We start from the raw sequence: 17,987 nt of genomic DNA on the forward strand, positions 1-17,987 counted from the left end.
GCGCTCGTCAGAGCGGGGAGCGGGCCGGCCAGAAGCCGACGGGCTCGCGCGTCTGCGGCGAGGCGGCGGACGAGCCGCCCGCGGCGTCGTCGCCCACGCGGTGCACGCGCAGCGTGTTCGTGGAGCCCACGGCCCCGGGAGGGGACCCGGCGGCGATGACCACGAGGTCGCCGTGCTGGGCGATGCCCTCCGATGTGAGCGACTGCTCCACCTGGAGGGTCATCTTGTCCGTGGAGTCCTGGAACGGGACCATCTTCGGGTAGACGCCCCAGGTCAGGCACAGGATGTTGTGCGTGTGCTCGTGGTGGGTGAACGCGTAGATCGGCTGACGCGGCCGCAGGCGGCTGAGCCGACGGGCCGAGTCGCCGGACTCGGTGAACGTGGCGAGGAACGGGATCTCGAGCTGGTTCGCGACCTCGACGGCGGCCCGGGTGATCGCGCCGCCGCGCGTGCGGGGACGCGAGCCGAGCGGGTGGATGAGCTCCAGGCCGTGGGTCTCGGTGGACTCGATGATCCGGGCCATCGTCTGGACCGTCTCGACCGGATATGCGCCCACCGAGGTCTCGCCCGAGAGCATGACGGCGTCCGCGCCGTCGAGCACGGCGTTGGCGCAGTCCGAGGCCTCGGCGCGCGTCGGGCGCGGGCTGTCGATCATCGACTCGAGCACCTGCGTGGCCACGATGACCGGCTTCGCCCAGCGGCGGGCGAGGTCCACCGCGCGCTTCTGCACCACGGGCACGTCCTCGAGCGGCAGCTCCACGCCGAGGTCGCCGCGGGCCACCATGACGGCGTCGAACGCGTCCACGATGGCCTCGAGGTTCTCCACCGCCTGGGGCTTCTCGATCTTGGCGATGACCGGGACCCGGCGCTCCTCCTCGTCCATGATCTCGTGCACCCGGTCCACGTCCGCGGCGTCCCGCACGAAGGACAGCGCCACCATGTCCACGCCGGTGCGCAGCGCCCAGCGCAGGTCCCGCGCGTCCTTCTCGGACAGGGCCGGCACGTTCACCGCCACGCCGGGCAGGTTGATCCCCTTGTTGTCCGAGACCATGCCCGGCACCTCGACCTCGGCCAGCACGTCCGTGTCCGTGACCTCGACGGCGCGCAGGCGCACCTTGCCGTCGTCCACCAGGAGCACGTCACCGGGGGCGACGTCCCCGGGCAGCCCCTTGTGGGTGGTGCCGACCAGCTCGCGGGTCCCGGGCACGTCCCGGGTGGTGATGGTGATCCGATCGCCCCTCTCGAGCAGATGCGGGCCGTCGGTGAAGCGGCCGAGGCGGATCTTGGGGCCCTGGAGGTCCGCGAAGATCGCGACCGGGCGGCCCTCCTCCACGCTGAGGCGGCGCACCCGCTCGAAGGAGGCCGCGTGCACCTCGTGGTCCCCGTGGCTCATGTTGAGGCGGACCACGTCCGCCCCCGCCCGGATGATCGAGCGGGTGGTCTCGTCGGAGTCGGTGGCGGGCCCGAAGGTGGCGATGATCTTGGCGTGTCGCATGCGACCCACGATAGGGGGCGGGCCCGCCCTCGGTGGAGGGCGGGCCCGCGTGGCGTCGGAAGATGAGACGGAGGACTCAGCCGAGGACGAGGCCGCGGTCGTCCGGGTCCACGGGGTGCGGCAGTCGGGACCAGCGCTCGAGCGACTCGTCGACCTCCTGCGCGCACGCACGCCCCTCGGCGATGGCCCAGACCACCAGGGAGGCGCCGCGCCCGGCGTCGCCGCACGCGAACACGCCCGGCTCGTCGGTCTCGTACCCGTCCTTCCGGGCCACGAGCCCGCGTGTCACGTGCACGCCGAGCTGCTGCGTGAGCAGCCCCTCCTCGATGCCGGTGAAGCCCAGCGCCAGCAGCACCAGGTCCGCCTGGACCTCGCGCTCGGTGCCCGCCTTGGGCCCGCGCGTGCCGTCCTCGCGGTACTCGGTCTCCGCCACGCGCAGGGCGCGCACGCGGCCGTGCTCGTCGCCGAGGAACTCGACCGTGGAGGCAAGGTGCGCGCGGGCGCCGCCCTCGGCGTCGGCCGTGGTCTGCTGGTGGACCTTGGGGATCGTGGGCCACGGCTGGTGGACGGGGCGCTCGACCGGCAGCTGCTGGCCGATCGCCAGCGTCGTCACGGACGCCGCCCCCTGGCGGTGCGCGGTGCCGATGCAGTCCGCGCCCGTGTCGCCGCCGCCGAGGATCACCACGTGACGCCCCTCGGCGGAGATCTGGTCCGGGACCTCGTCGCCGGCGACCGCGCGGTTGGACTGCACGAGGTAGTCCATGGCGAGGTGGATCCCGTCGAGGCCGCGGCCGGGGACGGGCAGCTCGCGGGCCACGGGGGCGCCGGTCGCCACGATCACGGCGTCGAAGCGGGCCTTGAGCTGGTCCCAGGGCAGGTCGACGCCGATCTCCACGCCGGTGCGGAACCGGGTGCCCTCGGCCTCCATCTGCGCCAGGCGCCGGTCCAGGACGTCCTTCTCCAGCTTGAAGTCCGGGATGCCCAGCCGCAGCAGGCCGCCGAGGCGCTCGTCGCGCTCGTAGACCACCACGGTGAAGCCGGCGCGGGTGAGCTGCTGCGCCGCGGCCAGTCCCGCCGGGCCCGAGCCGACGACGGCCACGGTGTGGCCGTTCAGGCGGGCCGGCACGACCGGCTCGAGCCAGTCGTTGTCGAAGATCTGCTCCGCGATCGCCACCTCGGTCTGCTTGATGGTGACCGCGGGCTGGTTGATGCCCAGGGTGCAGGAGTCCTCGCACGGGGCGGGGCAGATCCGCCCGGTGACCTCGGGGAAGTTGTTGGTCGAGTGCAGTCGCGCGGCGGCCTCGTCCCAGCGTCCCCGCCGGACCAGGTCGTTCCACTCCGGGATGAGGTTGCCCAGCGGGCACCCGGAGTGGCAGAACGGGATGCCGCAGTCCATGCACCGGCCGGCCTGGGTGCGCACGATCGCCTCGTCCTGGCGGACGTACACGTCCTTGAAGTCCATGATGCGCACCGGCACCGGACGCGTGGGGCGCTCGACGCGCTCCCGGTTCTTCAGGAATCCGCGCGGATCAGCCACGGGTCACCTCCAGCAGTCGGCCCCAGACGGCCTCCCCGTCCGGGTCGAGTCCCTCGGCCGTCGCGGCCTGACGGGTGCGCAGCACGAGGTCGTACTGCCGGGGCAGGACGGTCGTGAAGCGGTCCCACGCGGCGTCGGCGGCGTCCCCGCCGGCCCGCAGGTCGGCGAGCAGCGCGGCGGCGACGGCGGAGCCCGTCTCCGCGCGGTGCAGCTCCAGCAGCTCGGCGATCCGCAGCCGGTCCTGCGCGGACGGCGCCTCGAGGATCAGGGCGTCCTCGCGGACGGCGAGTGGGTTCAGGTCCTCCCGGTCCAGGTCCAGCACCCAGGCCCGCCCGCCGGACATGCCGGCGGCGAGGTTGCGGCCGGTCTCGCCGAGGATCAGCGCCTCACCGCCGGTCATGTACTCCAGGCCGTGGTCGCCGATGCCCTCGGCCACCGCGGTGGCGCCGGAGTTGCGCACGAGGAACCGCTCCCCCACGCGGCCGCGCAGGAACAGCTGGCCCGAGGTGGCGCCGTAGCCGATCACGTTGCCGGCCACGGTGTTCTCCTCGGCCACGAACGGGGCCTCGGCGTCGGGGCGGACGATCACGCGTCCCCCCGACAGGCCCTTGCCGACGTAGTCGTTGGCGTCGCCCGAGAGCCGCAGGGTGACGCCGGCGGGCAGGAAGGCGCCGAGGGACTGGCCGGCCTCGCCCGTCAGGCGCACGGTGATCGTGTCGTCGTCCAGCTCGTCGGCGAGCCGCGTGCTCGTGACGTGGTAGCCCAGCAGCGTGCCCACGGACCGGTCCGTGTTCACGACGGCCTCGTCCATCACGACGGGCGTGCCCGTCGTGAGCGTGTCCCCCAGCCGGGCGATGAACCGGTGGTCGATATGGGAGGCGAGGTCGTGGTCCTGCTCGGTGGTGCGGCGCATGGGCGCGTCCTCGTGGCCCGGACGCCGGCCGACGGAGGGGTCCGCGAGGATGCCCGAGAGGTCCAGGCCCTCGGACTTCCAGTGGTGCAGGGCCGCGTCCACGTCGAGCAGCTCGCGGTGGCCGATCGCCTCGTCGAGCGTGCGGAAGCCCAGCTGCGAGAGCAGCTCGCGGACCTCCTGCGCGATGAACTCGAAGAAGTTGACGACGAACTCGGGCTTGCCCGTGAAGCGCGCGCGCAGCTCGGGGTTCTGGGTGGCCACGCCCACGGGGCACGTGTCCAGGTGGCACACGCGCATCATGATGCAGCCGGAGACCACGAGCGGGGCGGTCGCGAAGCCGAACTCCTCGGCCCCGAGCAGTGCGGCGATCACGACGTCCCGGCCGGTCTTGAGCTGCCCGTCCACCTGGACGGTGACGCGCTCGCGCAGGCCGTTGAGCATGAGCGTCTGCTGCGCCTCGGCCAGGCCGATCTCCCACGGGGTGCCCGCGTGCTTGAGGGAGTTCAGCGGGGAGGCGCCCGTTCCGCCGTCGTGGCCGGAGATGAGCACGACGTCGGCGCGCGCCTTGGCGACGCCCGCGGCCACCGTGCCCACGCCGGACTCGGAGACGAGCTTGACGTGGACCCGCGCGGTCGGGTTGGCCCGCTTGAGGTCGTGGATCAGCTGCGCCAGGTCCTCGATCGAGTAGATGTCGTGGTGCGGCGGCGGCGACACCAGGGAGACGCCCGGGGTCGAGTGCCGCGTGCGGGCGACCCACGGGTACACCTTGGTCCCCATCAGCTGGCCGCCCTCGCCGGGTTTGGCGCCCTGGGCCATCTTGATCTGCAGGTCGGTCGCGGTGGCCAGGTACAGGCTGGTGACGCCGAACCGGCCCGAGGCGATCTGCTTGATCTTCGAGCGGCGCTCCGGGTCCAGCAGGCGCTCGGGGTCCTCGCCGCCCTCGCCCGAGTTCGAGCGGGCGCCGAGGCGGTTCATGGCGATCGCGAGGGTCTCGTGCGCCTCCTGCGAGATGGAGCCGTAGGACATCGCGCCGGTGGAGAAGCGGCGCACGATCGACTCGACGGGCTCCACCTCGGAGACGGGCACCGGCGGCCGCTCGCCCGTGCGCAGGCGCATGAGCCCGCGCAGGGTCATGAGCTCCTCCGCCTGGTCGTCCACGCGACGCGTGTAGTCCTTGAAGACGTCGTAGCGCCGCTCCCGCGTGGAGTGCTGGAGGCGGAACACGGTCTCGGGGTTGAACAGGTGCGGCGCGCCCTCGCGCCGCCACTGGTACTCGCCGCCCACCTCGAGCTCGCGGTACGGGTTGATGTCGTTGCCGTCCGGCGGATACGCGAACTCGTGGCGCGCCTGGATCTCGGCGGCGACGACGTCGATGCCCACGCCGTCGAGCGGGCTCGTGGTGCCCACGAAGTAGCGGTCCACGAAGCGCCGGGACAGGCCGAGCGCCTCGAACGTCTGGGCGCCGGTGTAGGAGGCGACCGTGGAGATGCCCATTTTGGACATGATCTTCTGGACGCCCTTGCCGAGCGCCTTGATCAGGTTCGCCACGGCCTGCTCGGCGGTGACGCCCGAGACCTCTCCCGTGCGCACGAGCTCCTCGGCGGACTCCATGGCCAGGTACGGGTTGACCGCGGAGGCCCCGTAGCCGAGCAGGACGGCCACATGGTGGACCTCGCGCACGTCGCCCGCCTCGACGATCAGCGAGCTCTTGGTGCGGTTGGCCGAGGCCAGCAGGTGGTGGTGCACGGCGGAGGTCAGCAGCAGGGACGGGATCGGCGCCCACTGGGCGGTGGCGCCGCGGTCGGACAGCACCACGTACTCCACGCCGCGGTTGACGGCGGCCGAGACCTGCTCGCAGATCGCCTTCAGCTGGGCGCGGAGCTCCTCGACGCCTCCGGCCACCCGGTACACGCCGTTCACCTTGAGGGTCAGGCGGGTGCCGTCGGCGTCGCGCAGGTGCTGGATGCGGGCCAGCTGGTCGTTGTCGATCACGGGGAACGGGACGTCGACCTGGCGGGTGCGCACCTGCTCGAGGGAGAGCACGTTGCCCTGCGGGCCGATCGCGGTGCGCATCGAGGTCACCTGCTCCTCGCGGATCGCGTCGAGCGGCGGGTTCGTCACCTGGGCGAAGGACTGCACGAAGTAGTCGAAGAGCAGCCGGGGCCGCTTGGCGAGGACGGCGATGGGCGTGTCCGTGCCCATCGCACCGAGCGGCTCGGCGCCCGTCTGGGCCATCGGCCCGACGAGGATGCGCAGCTCCTCCGAGGTGTACCCGAAGATGCGCTGACGCTGCAGGATCGACTCGGAGGTGTGGCGGACGTGCTCGCGCTCGGGGAGCGACTCCAGGTCCAGGAGGTTCTGGCGCACCCAGTCCTCCCACGGCTGGGCGGAGGCGACCTCGGCCTTGATCTCGTCGTCGCCGATGATCCGGCCCTGCTCGGTGTCCACGAGGAACATGCGCCCCGGGGCCACGCGCCCCTTGCGCACCACCGCCGAGGGCTCGATCGGCACGACGCCGACCTCGGAGGCCAGGACGACGAGGCCGTCGTCGGTGACCCACCAGCGGGCGGGGCGCAGGCCGTTGCGGTCCAGCACGGCGCCCACCTGGGTGCCGTCGGAGAAGGCGACGGCGGCCGGTCCGTCCCAGGGCTCCATGAGCATGGAGTGGTACTGGTAGAAGGCGCGGCGGGCCGGGTCCATGGTCGCGTGGTTCTCCCACGCCTCCGGGATAATCATCATGATCGCCTGGGTGAGCGGGCGCCCGGAGAGCATGAGCAGCTCCGCGACCTCGTCGAAGGAGGCCGAGTCCGAGCCGATGGGGCTGATCAGCGGGAACAGGTCCTCGGGGACCTCGCCGAGCATCGGGTGCTTGAGCTGGCCCTGACGGGCGCGCATCCAGTTGCGGTTGCCCTTGACCGTGTTGATCTCGCCGTTGTGCGCGATGGTGCGGAACGGCTGGGCCAGCGGCCACGAGGGGAAGGTGTTGGTGGAGAACCGCGAGTGGACCACGCCCAGCCGGGTGGTGAACCGCTCGTCGGAGAGGTCCGGGTAGAACGGCTCCAGCTGGGCCGTCGTCAGCATGCCCTTGTAGACGATCGTCTGGGACGAGAGCGAGGGGAAATAGACGCCGGCGCGGGACTGGGCGCGGCGGCGCACCCGCCACGCCCGCACGTCCAGCGACTGCCCCGGCTCGGTGCCGTCCTGACCGTCCGCCAGGGACAGGAACAGCTGCTCGAACGCGGGCATGGCCGCCCGGGAGCCGACGCCCAGGGCCGAGGGGTCGGTGGGCACCTCGCGCCACGCCAGGACCTGCAGCCCCTCCTCCTCGGCCAGCCGCTCGACGGCCTCCTTCGCCTCGGCGCGCTCGCCGTCGACGGGCGGCAGGAAGGCGGTGCCGGCGACGTACTCGCCCACGGGGGGCAGCTCGGCGTCGACGACGGCACGGAACAGCTCGTCGGGGATCTGGGTCAGCAGGCCGGCGCCGTCACCGGTGCCCTCGTCGGCGCCCACCGCCCCGCGGTGCTCGAGCGCACGCAGGGCGGTCAGCGCGTGCTGGACGATGTCGTGGCCCGGGGTGCCCCGCAGGGTGGCGATGACGGCGAGGCCGCAGTTCTCGGTCTCCCGGGACGGGTCGTAGAGGCCCTGGGCGGCGGGGACGTCCGCATAGCGGACGAAGGGATCCACCGGTCCCCCCGCGCGGGGGGCCGAGGCGGGCGAGGATGCCACGGGCATGGTGCCGTCCTTTCCGGAGAGCAGGGGCTCGGACGGGGACGGCGCTGGCCCCGACGCTCGGGGCCGACGGCCCCGAGGTGGAAGAGACGCTACCGGGCGCGACGTCCCACTGTGCGGAACCGGACGTTCTGTGACACGCCGAATGTCCACCATGTGGGACACCGGGGCCCCGGGCGCCCCTCGCGGGCGCGCCGGGGAGCGGGTCAGCGCCGGACGGCGTCGTCCTCCGCCGCGCCCACGGCGTGGGACCCGGAGCGGCCCGCGGCGACGGCGACGCCGTCGTCGCCCTCGGGGGCGTGCCCGGCGCGCCACACGCTCTGGTGGGCGTGGGGGCCGGCGGCCGCGCCGCGATGGCGCAGCAGGATCCCGACGATGAACGCGAGGGCGATGACGAACACCAGCAGGGACGTCCACACGTTGAGCCGCTGGGTGACGCCGAAGAGCGTGACCATCTCGGCGTCGTCGATGCGCAGCATCTCGATCCACGTGCGGCCCGCGGTGTACCAGGCGACGTAGGACCACAGCATGAGGCCGTGGCGCAGGTGCAGCGCGCGGTCCACGAGGAGCAGCAGCGCGACCCCGGCCAGGTTCCACAGGCACTCGTAGAGGAACGTGGGGTGGAACAGCGTGTCCGGGGCGTAGCCGGCCGGGAAGTTCGGGCTGGCCGGGTCGACCTCGAGCCCCCAGGGCAGGGTCGTCGGGCCGCCGAAGAGCTCCTGGTTGAACCAGTTGCCCCACCGGCCGATGGCCTGGGCCAGCAGGATGCCCGGCGCGACGACGTCGCCGAAGGCCGTCAGCCGCAGCCCGTAGCGGCGGCACGCGATCCACGCGCCCACGGCGCCGAGGGCGATCGCGCCCCAGATGCCCAGTCCACCGTTCCACACGTACAGGATCTGGATCGGGTCGCCCGTGCCGTCGAAGCCGGGCCCGAAGTACCGGTCCGGTGAGGAGAACACGTGGTAGAGCCGACCGCCCACGAAGCCGAACGGGATGGCCCACAGGGCGATGTCGAGCACACGGTCCTCGGGGCCGCCGCGGGCGCGCCACCGACGCTCGGCGAGCCACAGCGCCAGGACGATGCCCAGGATGATGCACAGCGCGTACGCGTGGATCTTCACCGGGCCCAGCTGGAACCCGTCCCACCCGGGGGCGGGGAAGGCGGCGAGCGGGGCCAGGGCGGCGGTCACCCTCAGCCCTCTCGGACCGTGCCGGCGGCGAGCTCGCGGGTCAGCGTGCCCACGGCCTGCGGCCCGCCGTCCGTCAGCGCGCGCACCAGGGCCGTGCCGACGATCGCGCCGTCGGCGTAGGCGCCGATCTCGCGGACGTGCGCCGCCTGGGAGACGCCGAGGCCGACGCACACGTGCTCCGCCCCGGCATCCTGAGCCCGGCGGACCACGGTCTCGGCGACGGTGGACACCGCGTCGCGGGTGCCGGTGACGCCCATGACCGACACGGCGTACACGAAGCCGCGGGAGGAGTCGACGGTGAGGCGCACCCGCTCGTCCGTGGACGAGGGCGCGGTGAGGAACACGCGGTCCAGGCCGTGACGGTCCGAGGCCTCCATCCAGGCGCCGGCCTCCTCGGGCACGAGGTCAGGGGTGACGAGACCGGCGCCCCCGGCCTCCGCGAGGCGGCGCGCGAACTCGTCGACGCCCATGCGGTCCACGAGGTTCCAGTAGGTCATCACCAGCACCGCGGCGTCGGTGCGCTGGGTCACCCGTCGGATGATGTCGAAGACGTCGGCCACGCGGAAACCCGCCTGCAGCGCCGTCTGGGTCGCGGCCTGGATCACGGGGCCGTCCATCACGGGGTCCGTGTAGGGCAGGCCCAGCTCGATGACGTCGGCGCCGTTCTCCGCGGCGGCGACGACGGCCTCGACGCACTCGTCCACGGACGGGTAGCCGGCCGGCAGGAAGGCGACGAGGCCGGTGCGGCCGGCCGCCTTCGCGGCGTCCAGGGCCGCGGCGGTCTTGGAGTGCACGGTCATGCCGGTCACTGCTCCTCTCCGGGGGTCATCTCCTCGAGCGGGTCCTTCTCCTCCGCGGCCGTGCCGAGGCCGAACCAGGCCGCCGCCGTGGCGACGTCCTTGTCCCCGCGGCCGGAGAGGTTCACGATGATGATCCGCTCCTCCCCCTCCGGGGCGTCCGGCCCCACGAGGCCCTCGTCCGCCCAGCGGCGGGCCAGGCGCAGCGCACCGGCCAGGGCGTGGGCCGACTCGATGGCGGGCGTGATGCCCTCGGTGCGCGTGAGCCGGAGGAAGGCGTCCATGCACTCGGTGTCCGAGACCGGCTCGTAGACGGCGCGGCCCGTGTCGTGCAGGAAGGCGTGCTCCGGGCCGACGGCCGGGTAGTCCAGGCCGGCGGAGATCGAGTGGGAGTCGATCGTCTGCCCGTCCTCGTCCTGCATCAGGTACGTGCGGGCGCCGTGCAGCACGCCGGTGCGTCCGAGCGTGATGGACGCGGCGTGGCGACCGGTCTCGAGGCCCTCGCCCCCGGCCTCGAAGCCGTAGAGCTCCACCTCAGGGTCGTCGAGGAAGCCGTGGAACAGGCCCATCGCGTTGGACCCGCCGCCCACGCACGCCGCGACGGCGTCCGGCAGGCGGCCGGCCTGCGCCAGGATCTGCTCGCGGGCCTCCTCGCCGATCACGGAGTGGAAGTAGCGCACCATGGCGGGGAACGGGTGCGGGCCCGTGACCGTGCCCATCAGGTAATGCGTGTTGTCCACGGAGGCGACCCAGTCCCGCAGGGCCTCGTTGATCGCGTCCTTCAGGGTGCGGGCGCCGATCGCCACGGGCACCACCTCGGCGCCGAGCATCTGCATGCGCGCCACGTTCAGGGCCTGGCGGCGGGTGTCCTCCTCCCCCATGTACACGGTGCACTCCATGCCGAACAGCGCGGCCGCCGTCGCCGTGGCCACGCCGTGCTGGCCGGCGCCGGTCTCCGCGATCAGACGCGTCTTGCCCATGCGACGGGCGAGCAGCGCCTGGCCGATCACGTTGTTGATCTTGTGCGAGCCGGTGTGGTTGAGGTCCTCGCGCTTGAGGAAGATGCGCACCCCGGGGGTGTCCGCGGCGAACCGCGGCACCTCGCTCAGCAGGGAGGGCCGGTTCACGTAGTCCCGGAACAGGGTCCGCAGCTCGGCCTCGAAGGCGGGGTCCTGCCGCGCCTGCTCGTAGGTGCGGGTGAGCTCCTGCAGCGCGGCCATGAGGGACTCGGGCATCCACTGCCCGCCGTAGTCGCCGAAGTAGGGCCCGGCCTGACCCTGATACGGCCCCTCGAACTCGATCGCGGGCTCGGTGCTCGGACGGTCGGCGCTCATGGCGACCACGCTCCTCGGGTCTGGTTCGGTCAGCGGACGGTGAGGGACGCGGCGCGGAACGCGCGCAGCGCCTCCTCGGGGGCGCCGTGGCGCACGAGGGCCTCGCCCACGAGCACGACGTCGGCGCCCGCGGCGGCGTAGGCCTTGATCTGCGCCTCGGACTCGACGCCCGACTCGGCGACCCGGACGACGTCCTCGGGCAGCCCGTCGGCCAGCGCGGCGTAGCGGGCCGGGTCCACGTCCAGGGTCTTGAGGTTGCGCACGTTGACGCCGAGGATGCGGGCGCCGGCGGCGACGCCGCGCTCGATCTCCTCGGGCGTGTGGGCCTCCACGAGGGCGTGCATGCCCAGGGACTCGGTGAGCTGCAGGAAGCCGGCCAGCTCGGCGTCATCGAGGGCGGCCACGATCAGCAGGACGAGGTCGGCCCCGTGGGCGCGGGCCTCGTGGATCTGGTACTCGGTGACGGTGAAGTCCTTGCGCAGGACCGGCAGATCGACGGCGGCGCGCACGGCGTCCAGGTCGGCCAGGCTGCCGCCGAAGCGGCGGGCCTCGGTGAGCACGGAGACGGCGCTGGCGCCGCCGCGCTCGTACGCGCGGGCCAGGGTGGCCGGCTCGGGGATCTCGGCGAGCGCGCCCTTGGAGGGGCTCGCCCGCTTCACCTCGGAGATCACCCGGATCCCCGCGGGGTCGGTGCGTCCGCCGAGCAGGGCCGCGTGGGCGTCGCGCGGCACGGGGGCGGCGGCCACTAGCTCGGCCAGGCGCGCCTCGGGCACGGCACGGCGACGTGGCTCGAGGTCCTCGCGGACGCCGTCGATGATCTCCTGGAGGACGGACACGCGGATCAGTGACCGTGCTGGCCGCGACCCGCGCCGGCCTTGCCGGCGACGATGCCCACGACGACGCCCACGGCCATCAGGGCCAGGCCGATCCACACGACGACGCTCCAGTCGGCGAGCAGGCCGACGCAGCCGGCCACGAAGCCGACGAGCACGAGCGCCACCATGGCCCACGCGCCGGGCGAGTTGCCGTGGCCCGGCAGCTCGAGGTGGGTCGGGTCGTTGAGCACCAGGCCGTCCTCGGTGACGACGACGTCCTCGACGGCGCCGCGGCGGGCGGCGCGACGGGTGGTGGGCTCGGTGTGCGCGGTGTTCGCGGTGTGGCTCATGGCTGTCCCTCACTGGTGCGTGGTGTACATGACGACTGTCCCTCATTGTGCCATGCGGGCACGGGACCGGGCCCGCGTGACCCGGGACGACCCGGGCGGTGCGGGGCGGTCCGAGAGACGGGCGCTCACGTGGGGTCGTTGCCGCGGGACAGCTCGTCCCACGCGTCCATCTGGTCCACGCGCCGGCGCTGGGCCGCCTCGCGGGCGGACTGCGCGGGCTGCTCCCCGGCGGCGGCCGGGCCGGGCTCGGAGGCCGCAGGCGCCTTCTCGTAGCGCCGGGACGAACGCCAGCCACGGCCCGCCAGTGCCGCCACGACGCCGCACAGCGCCGCGAGCACGCCGCCGGCCGCCGCGACCCACGGCCACGCCGTCACGGCGTAGTCCTGCGCGAGCGCAGTGGTCCCGGTCGCGTCGGCGACCGCGGCGGCCGCCGTCGTCGCCGGATCCAGGGCGGCGGTGACCGAGGTCGAGGCGATCACGACCCCAGCCAGCGCCATGAGCACGCCGACGATCACGGCGCCGAGGCGCCGGGCGGTGGTCAGGGCGAGGGCACCGGCCATCACGACCAGGGCCATGGCGGTGGCGACGGGCGCGGCGGCGCCGCCCGACGTCGTCGCCTCGGAGGCGATCCCGCCGGACAGGCCCGTGGCGGTCACCCAGGTGCGGCCCGCCGTGAGCAGCACGAGCCCGCCGGCGGCCAGCGCGGCGAGGACCACGGTGCGGCGGCGCATCACGCCTGCCCCAGCTCGCCCGCGGTCAGCACGGACCGCAGCGGCGCCGTCGCCTTGGTGACGGTCTCGGCGGTCTCGGCGTCGGGATCGGAGTCGGCGACGATGCCGGCGCCGGCCTGCACGTGCGCCTGGCCGCGGTGCAGCGTGGCCGAGCGGATGTTGATCGCCATGTCCATGTTGCCCGCCAGGTCGAAGTAGCCGACGACGCCGCCGTAGGGCCCGCGCTCGGTCGGCTCCCACTCGTCCAGCAGCTGCAGGGCGCGGGGCTTCGGGGCGCCGGACAGCGTGCCGGCGGGGAAGGCGGCGCGGAGGACGTCGAGCGCGTCGACATCGTCGCGCATGCGGCCCTCCACGTGGGAGACCAGGTGGAGGATGTGGCTGAACGCCTCGAGCTCCATGAACTGGGTGACCTCGACGGTGCCGGGGCGGCACACGCGCGAGAGGTCGTTGCGGGAGAGGTCCACGAGCATGAGGTGTTCGGCCCGCTCCTTCTCGTCCTCCACCAGGTCCTTGCCGAGGAGGCGGTCGTCCTCCTCGGTGGCCCCGCGCCGCCGTGAGCCGGCGATCGGATGGGTGACCACGCGGCGGTCCCGCACGGTGACGAGCGCCTCGGGCGAGGAGCCCACGATCTCGTACGGCTCCCCGTCCGGGGTCTCGAAGGAGAAGAGATACATGTAGGGGCTCGGGTTCACCATGCGCAGGACGCGGTACACGTCCAGACCGGTGGCGTCCGTGGTGACCGAGAGGCGGCGGGAGACGACGGCCTGGAACACGTCGCCGTCGCGGATCGCCCGCTGGGCCTTCGCGACGGCCTCGCGGAAGCCTTCGGCACCCCACCGGTCCTCGGCCTGGGCGGCGACCTCGTCCGCGTCCGCCTCGAGCCAGCGGCGCGGGACGTCGCTGACCGGGTCCGCGGCCGGGGCGGCCAGGCGCTCCACCATGGCGTCCAGGCGGGCGAGCGCGTCGTCGTAGGCGCGGTCCGCGCCGGTGGCCAGGCCGTTGCCGTTCACCGCGTTGGCGATCAGCGTCACGGTGCCGTCCAGGGCGTCGTGCACGGCCAGGTCGGTGACGAGGTTCATCGCGAGGTCGGGCAGGCCGAGGTGGTCCTCGGGCGGGTGCGGCAGGCGCTCCCACGCGCGGACCGTGTTCCACCCCAGGAAGCCGGCCATGCCGGAGACGAGATGCGGCAGGACGCCTCCGACCTCGGCGCGCACGTCCGTGCTCAGCAGGCGCAGGCACGCCGCGAGCACGTCCAGGGCGCGGCCCTGCGTGGGCAGCCCCTCGGGCGGGGTGCCCTGCCAGTGCGCCTCGCCGTCCCGCGAGGTCAGGGTGACGGCGGAGCCGGCCCCGATGAAGCTGTACCGGGACCACGCCGCGCCCGGGGTGGCGGACTCCATCAGGAAGGTGCCGGGGCGGGAGCCGGCCAGGCGCCGATGGATCGCCAGCGGCGTGAGGCCGTCCGCCAGCACCGTGCGGACCACGGGGATCACGCGGGCGGTGTCCGCCAGACGCAGGAACTCCGCACGGGAGGGAGTGGTGGCGGCGGTCATCGGGCGGCCTCCTCAGGGTCGACGGCGGCCGGCGGCATGACGAGCTCGCGGCCGGTGAAGCAGGTGCGGGTGCCCGTGTGGCAGGCGGGGCCGGTCTGGTCCACGGTGAGCAGCAGGGTGTCGCCGTCGCAGTCCGCGTGGACCGCGCGCACCCGCTGCAGGTGGCCCGAGGTCTCCCCCTTGCGCCACAGCTCGCCGCGCGAGCGGGACCAGTAGGTGGCCCAGCCGGTCTCGAGCGTCGCGCGCAGGGACTCCTCGTTCATCCACGCCATCATGAGCACCTCGCCGGTGCCCTCCTGCTGGGCGATGGCGGGCACCAGGCCCCGGTCGTCGAAGGTCACGGAGGCCACGAGGTCGTCGGGCGGGGAGAGGCTCATGGAGGTCCAGTCTAGGGAGCCGGAGCGGGGCGTGGCCGCCGGGGTCAGCGGACGGTGTGCCCCGCCTGCCGCAGGGCGTCCTTGACGCGGGCGAGCATGTCGTCCGGGCCGAAGTGGAACAGGGAGGCGGCGAGCACCGCGTCCGCGCCGGCCTCGACGGCAGGCGGGAAGTGCTCGGGCTCGCCGGCGCCGCCGGAGGCGATCAGCGGCACGCGCGTCACGGCGCGCACGTCCCGGATCATCTCCAGGTCGAAGCCCTCGCGGGTGCCGTCCGCGTCGATCGAGTTGAGCAGGATCTCCCCCACCCCGCGCTCGGAGGCCTCACGGCACCAGGCGACGGCGTCGATGCCCGTGCCCCGGCGGCCGCCATGGGTGGTGACCTCGTAGCCGGAGGCGCAGCCCGGGTCCTCCGTGCGCCGGGCGTCGAGGGAGAGCACGAGGACCTGGGACCCGAAGCGGCGGGTGATCTCCGTGATCACCTCGGGCCGGGCCACGGCGGCGGTGTTGACGGAGACCTTGTCCGCCCCCGTGCGCAGCAGCCGGTCCACGTCCTCGACGGTGCGTACGCCGCCGCCCACGGTCAGCGGGATGAAGACCTCCTCGGCCGTGCGGGTCACGACGTCGTAGGTCGTGGCGCGGTCCGAGGTGGAGGCGGTGACGTCGAGGAACGTGATCTCGTCGGCGCCCGCGGCGTTGTAGCGGCGAGCGAGCTCGACCGGGTCGCCCGCGTCCCTCAGGTTCTCGAAGTTCACGCCCTTGACCACGCGCCCGGCGTCCACGTCCAGGCAGGGGATGACACGCACGGCGAGGCTCACGTCGGCTCCTTCGTCTCGGGGGGCTCGGGCGGGACGGCGCGGGCCGTCAGAGGCGGATCGCGTGGATCGCGGAGATCAGGATGCCGCGGGCGCCCAGGGCGTACAGCTCGTCCATGACGCGGTTGGCGTCCAGCTTGCGGACCATGGAGCGCACGGCGACCATCGTCTCGTCCCGCAGCGGGGAGACCGTCGGTGACTCCAGCCCCGGGGTGACCGCGGTGGCCGCCTCCAGCAGGTCACGGCGGATGTCGTAGTCGATCATGACCCAGCGGCGGGCCACGAGCACGCCCTTGAGGCGGCGCAGCAACACGTCGAGGCCCTCGGGGCGCTCCCCCGCGCGGCCGATCAGCACGGCCTCCGAGTCGAGGATGGGCTCGCCGAAGACCTCCATGCCGGCGGCGCGCAGAGTGCTGCCGGTCTCCACGACGTCGGCGATCGCGTCCGCCACGCCGAGCTTGACGGAGGACTCCACGGCGCCGTCGAGGTGGACCACCTCCGCGTCGAGGCCGGTGCGCTCCAGGTAGGCGTGCAGCAGCCCGTCGTAGCTGGTGGCGATGCGCCTGCCGGCCAGCTCGGACTCGGAGGAGAACGTGCCCACGGGCGCGGCCAGTCGGAACACGGACCGGCCGAAGCCGAGCGCCATGATCTCCTCCGCTGTGCCCTCGACCTGGGCGTCGCGGAACAGGTCCCGCCCGGTGAGGCCGACGTCGAGGGTGCCCTTGCCCACGTACACCGCGATGTCTCGGGGACGCAGGTAGAAGAACTCCACCTGGTTCTCGGGGTCCACGAGCACCAGCTCGCGGGAGTCGCGGCGCTGGCGGTAGCCGGCTTCCTGCAGGATCTCACGGGCGGCCTCGGCGAGGGCGCCCTTGTTCGGAACGGCGATGCGCAGCACGCGTCGGTCTCCTCGGGGTGCGGTGGGCGGGGAACGGGGCCGGCGGCCTCAGAGGTGGCGGTAGACGTCCTCGAGGCTGATGCCGCGGGCGATCATCATGGTCTGCACGTGGTACAGCAGCTGAGAGATCTCCTCGGCGGCGGCCTCATCCGACTCGTACTCGGCGGCCATCCAGACCTCGGCCGCCTCCTCGACGACCTTCTTGCCGATCGCATGGACGCCGGCGTCGATCTGGGCCACGGTGCCGGAGCCCTCGGGGCGCTCTTGCACCTTGCGCGTCAGTTCCGCGTACAGCTCGTCGAAGGTCTTCACGTGACCACCCTAGCTGTTGTGGGTCATGAGGTTCTTGCCACGGGGTACGGGCTGAGATGAGACGAGCGGGCCCCTGCCGCAGGATGGAAGTTCCTCAACAACCCACCTGCCAGAAGAGACCCGCTCATGACTCACGCTAACGCACCCCTGACCCCGACCGGCCGGCTGCGCATGGTCCAACGCCACCTGCACGACGGGATCCCGCAGTCCCACGTGGCCGCGGAGTTCCGCGTCAGTCGGCCCACGGTGGCCACCTGGGTCGCCCGCTACCGTGCCGAAGGCGAGGCAGGACTGCAAGACCGGTCGAGCCGGCCCCATCGCTCACCTGCCCGGCTCGACCCCGCGATCGTGGCCGAGCTGGAGGCCCTGCGCCGGGCCGAGAAGTGGTCCGCCCGGCGCATCCATCACCACCTCGTCTCCGAAGGCCACCAGCTGTGCTTGCGCACCGTGGGGAGGTGGATGCACCGGCTGGGCATCTCCCGGTTGCGAGACCTCGCGCCCACGGGTGAGGACCTGCGCCAACGACCACAGAAGATCACCGCCCGCGGCCCGGGGCACATGGTGCACATGGACGTGAAGAAAATCGGGAAGATCCCAGACGGGGGAGGCTGGCGTGCTCACGGCCGGGACTCCGAGAACGCGCGAGCGGCCAAACGCGGGCCTGGCCGACGGGTCGGGTACACCTACCTGCACTCGGCGATCGACGGGTACACCCGGCTGGCCTACACCGAAGCGTTGGAGGACGAGCGCGCGGTGACCACGATCGGGTTCTTCTGCCGGGCGAGGGCGTTCTTCGCCGCCCACGGCATCACCGTGGACCGGGTGATCACGGATAACGGGAACAACTATCGGGCCGTGGACTTCACCGCGAAGGTGGTCTCGCTCGGGGGCCGGCACCACCGGATCCGCCCCTACACCCCGCGTCACAACGGGAAGGTCGAACGGTACAACCGGCTGATGGTCGATGAGGTCCTCTACGCCCGCCCGTACTCCTCAGAGCAAGCTCGGCGTGAGGCCCTGCAGGTGTGGGTGAACCACTACAACTACCATCGGCCTCATACCTCCTGCGGAGACGCTCCTCCGGCCTCACTGGCACCGACCCGAGTCAACAACGTCATGCCCTCCTACACCTAGCGACCCGACCAGT

At 73.1% G+C, this 17,987-nt stretch carries 15 protein-coding genes; 1 reads left to right on the forward strand and 14 read right to left on the reverse strand.

Translation table 11 applies throughout. The features are described 5' to 3' along the window. Window positions 1-7: 7 nt before the first annotated feature. The 14 genes from pyk to HDA34_RS01555 form a co-directional block, all read right to left on the reverse strand. Entirely contained in the window at window positions 8-1,495 is a 1,488-nt protein-coding gene (gene pyk, locus HDA34_RS01490) for a pyruvate kinase (RefSeq protein ID WP_134377157.1), read from the reverse strand. Between the two features lie 76 nt (window positions 1,496-1,571). Continuing rightward, a complete protein-coding gene (locus HDA34_RS01495) occupies window positions 1,572-3,032 on the reverse strand; it encodes a glutamate synthase subunit beta (protein ID WP_010078754.1) in 1,461 nt (486 codons plus the stop codon). Next, window positions 3,025-7,677 carry a glutamate synthase large subunit gene (gene gltB / locus HDA34_RS01500; RefSeq protein WP_134377156.1) on the reverse strand — a complete coding sequence of 1,551 codons (4,653 nt, stop codon included), beginning with the start codon at window positions 7,675-7,677 and terminating at the stop codon, window positions 3,025-3,027. The genes HDA34_RS01495 and gltB overlap by 8 nt, the downstream gene beginning before the upstream one ends. 203 nt (window positions 7,678-7,880) lie before the next feature. Continuing rightward, entirely contained in the window at window positions 7,881-8,864 is a 984-nt protein-coding gene (gene lgt / locus HDA34_RS01505) for a prolipoprotein diacylglyceryl transferase (protein WP_069941449.1), read from the reverse strand. 2 nt (window positions 8,865-8,866) lie between these two features. After that, complete coding sequence (gene trpA, locus HDA34_RS01510; RefSeq protein ID WP_073116851.1) at window positions 8,867-9,673, reverse strand: tryptophan synthase subunit alpha; 807 nt, start codon at window positions 9,671-9,673, stop codon at window positions 8,867-8,869. Beyond that, window positions 9,670-10,995 carry a tryptophan synthase subunit beta gene (gene trpB / locus HDA34_RS01515; RefSeq protein WP_122054299.1) on the reverse strand — a complete coding sequence of 442 codons (1,326 nt, stop codon included), beginning with the start codon at window positions 10,993-10,995 and terminating at the stop codon, window positions 9,670-9,672. Before trpB ends, trpA begins: the two co-directional genes overlap by 4 nt. A gap of 29 nt (window positions 10,996-11,024) precedes the next feature. Further along, window positions 11,025-11,831 (reverse strand): indole-3-glycerol phosphate synthase TrpC, encoded by an 807-nt coding sequence (gene trpC / locus HDA34_RS01520; protein WP_134377155.1) that lies wholly within the window; start codon window positions 11,829-11,831, stop codon window positions 11,025-11,027. Between the two features lie 5 nt (window positions 11,832-11,836). Then, window positions 11,837-12,160 (reverse strand): HGxxPAAW family protein, encoded by a 324-nt coding sequence (locus HDA34_RS01525; protein ID WP_010078761.1) that lies wholly within the window; start codon window positions 12,158-12,160, stop codon window positions 11,837-11,839. 125 nt (window positions 12,161-12,285) lie between these two features. Further along, on the reverse strand, window positions 12,286-12,891 hold the full coding sequence (locus tag HDA34_RS01530; protein WP_044658968.1) for a Trp biosynthesis-associated membrane protein: 606 nt from the start codon (window positions 12,889-12,891) through the stop codon (window positions 12,286-12,288). Then, window positions 12,891-14,441: a chorismate-binding protein gene (locus HDA34_RS01535; protein WP_134377154.1), complete on the reverse strand. Its 1,551-nt coding sequence runs from the start codon at window positions 14,439-14,441 to the stop codon at window positions 12,891-12,893. Before HDA34_RS01535 ends, HDA34_RS01530 begins: the two co-directional genes overlap by 1 nt. After that, window positions 14,438-14,818: a phosphoribosyl-AMP cyclohydrolase gene (hisI, locus tag HDA34_RS01540; protein ID WP_041102690.1), complete on the reverse strand. Its 381-nt coding sequence runs from the start codon at window positions 14,816-14,818 to the stop codon at window positions 14,438-14,440. The genes HDA34_RS01535 and hisI overlap by 4 nt, the downstream gene beginning before the upstream one ends. A gap of 44 nt (window positions 14,819-14,862) precedes the next feature. Continuing rightward, on the reverse strand, window positions 14,863-15,633 hold the full coding sequence (gene hisF, locus HDA34_RS01545) for an imidazole glycerol phosphate synthase subunit HisF (protein WP_134377153.1): 771 nt from the start codon (window positions 15,631-15,633) through the stop codon (window positions 14,863-14,865). A 46-nt stretch (window positions 15,634-15,679) separates the two neighbouring features. Beyond that, a complete protein-coding gene (gene hisG / locus HDA34_RS01550; protein ID WP_049146867.1) occupies window positions 15,680-16,528 on the reverse strand; it encodes an ATP phosphoribosyltransferase in 849 nt (282 codons plus the stop codon). Between the two features lie 48 nt (window positions 16,529-16,576). Then, on the reverse strand, window positions 16,577-16,840 hold the full coding sequence (locus HDA34_RS01555; RefSeq protein WP_010078767.1) for a phosphoribosyl-ATP diphosphatase: 264 nt from the start codon (window positions 16,838-16,840) through the stop codon (window positions 16,577-16,579). Between the two features lie 126 nt (window positions 16,841-16,966). Here HDA34_RS01555 and HDA34_RS01560 point away from each other — a divergent pair, with 126 nt between their 5' ends. Beyond that, window positions 16,967-17,974, forward strand: a complete 1,008-nt coding sequence (locus tag HDA34_RS01560; RefSeq protein ID WP_182496696.1) for an IS481 family transposase — start codon at window positions 16,967-16,969, stop codon at window positions 17,972-17,974. Window positions 17,975-17,987 lie beyond the last annotated feature (13 nt).

It is taken from the genome of Micrococcus luteus, from assembly GCF_014138885.1.
GTDB lineage: Bacteria > Actinomycetota > Actinomycetes > Actinomycetales > Micrococcaceae > Micrococcus > Micrococcus luteus.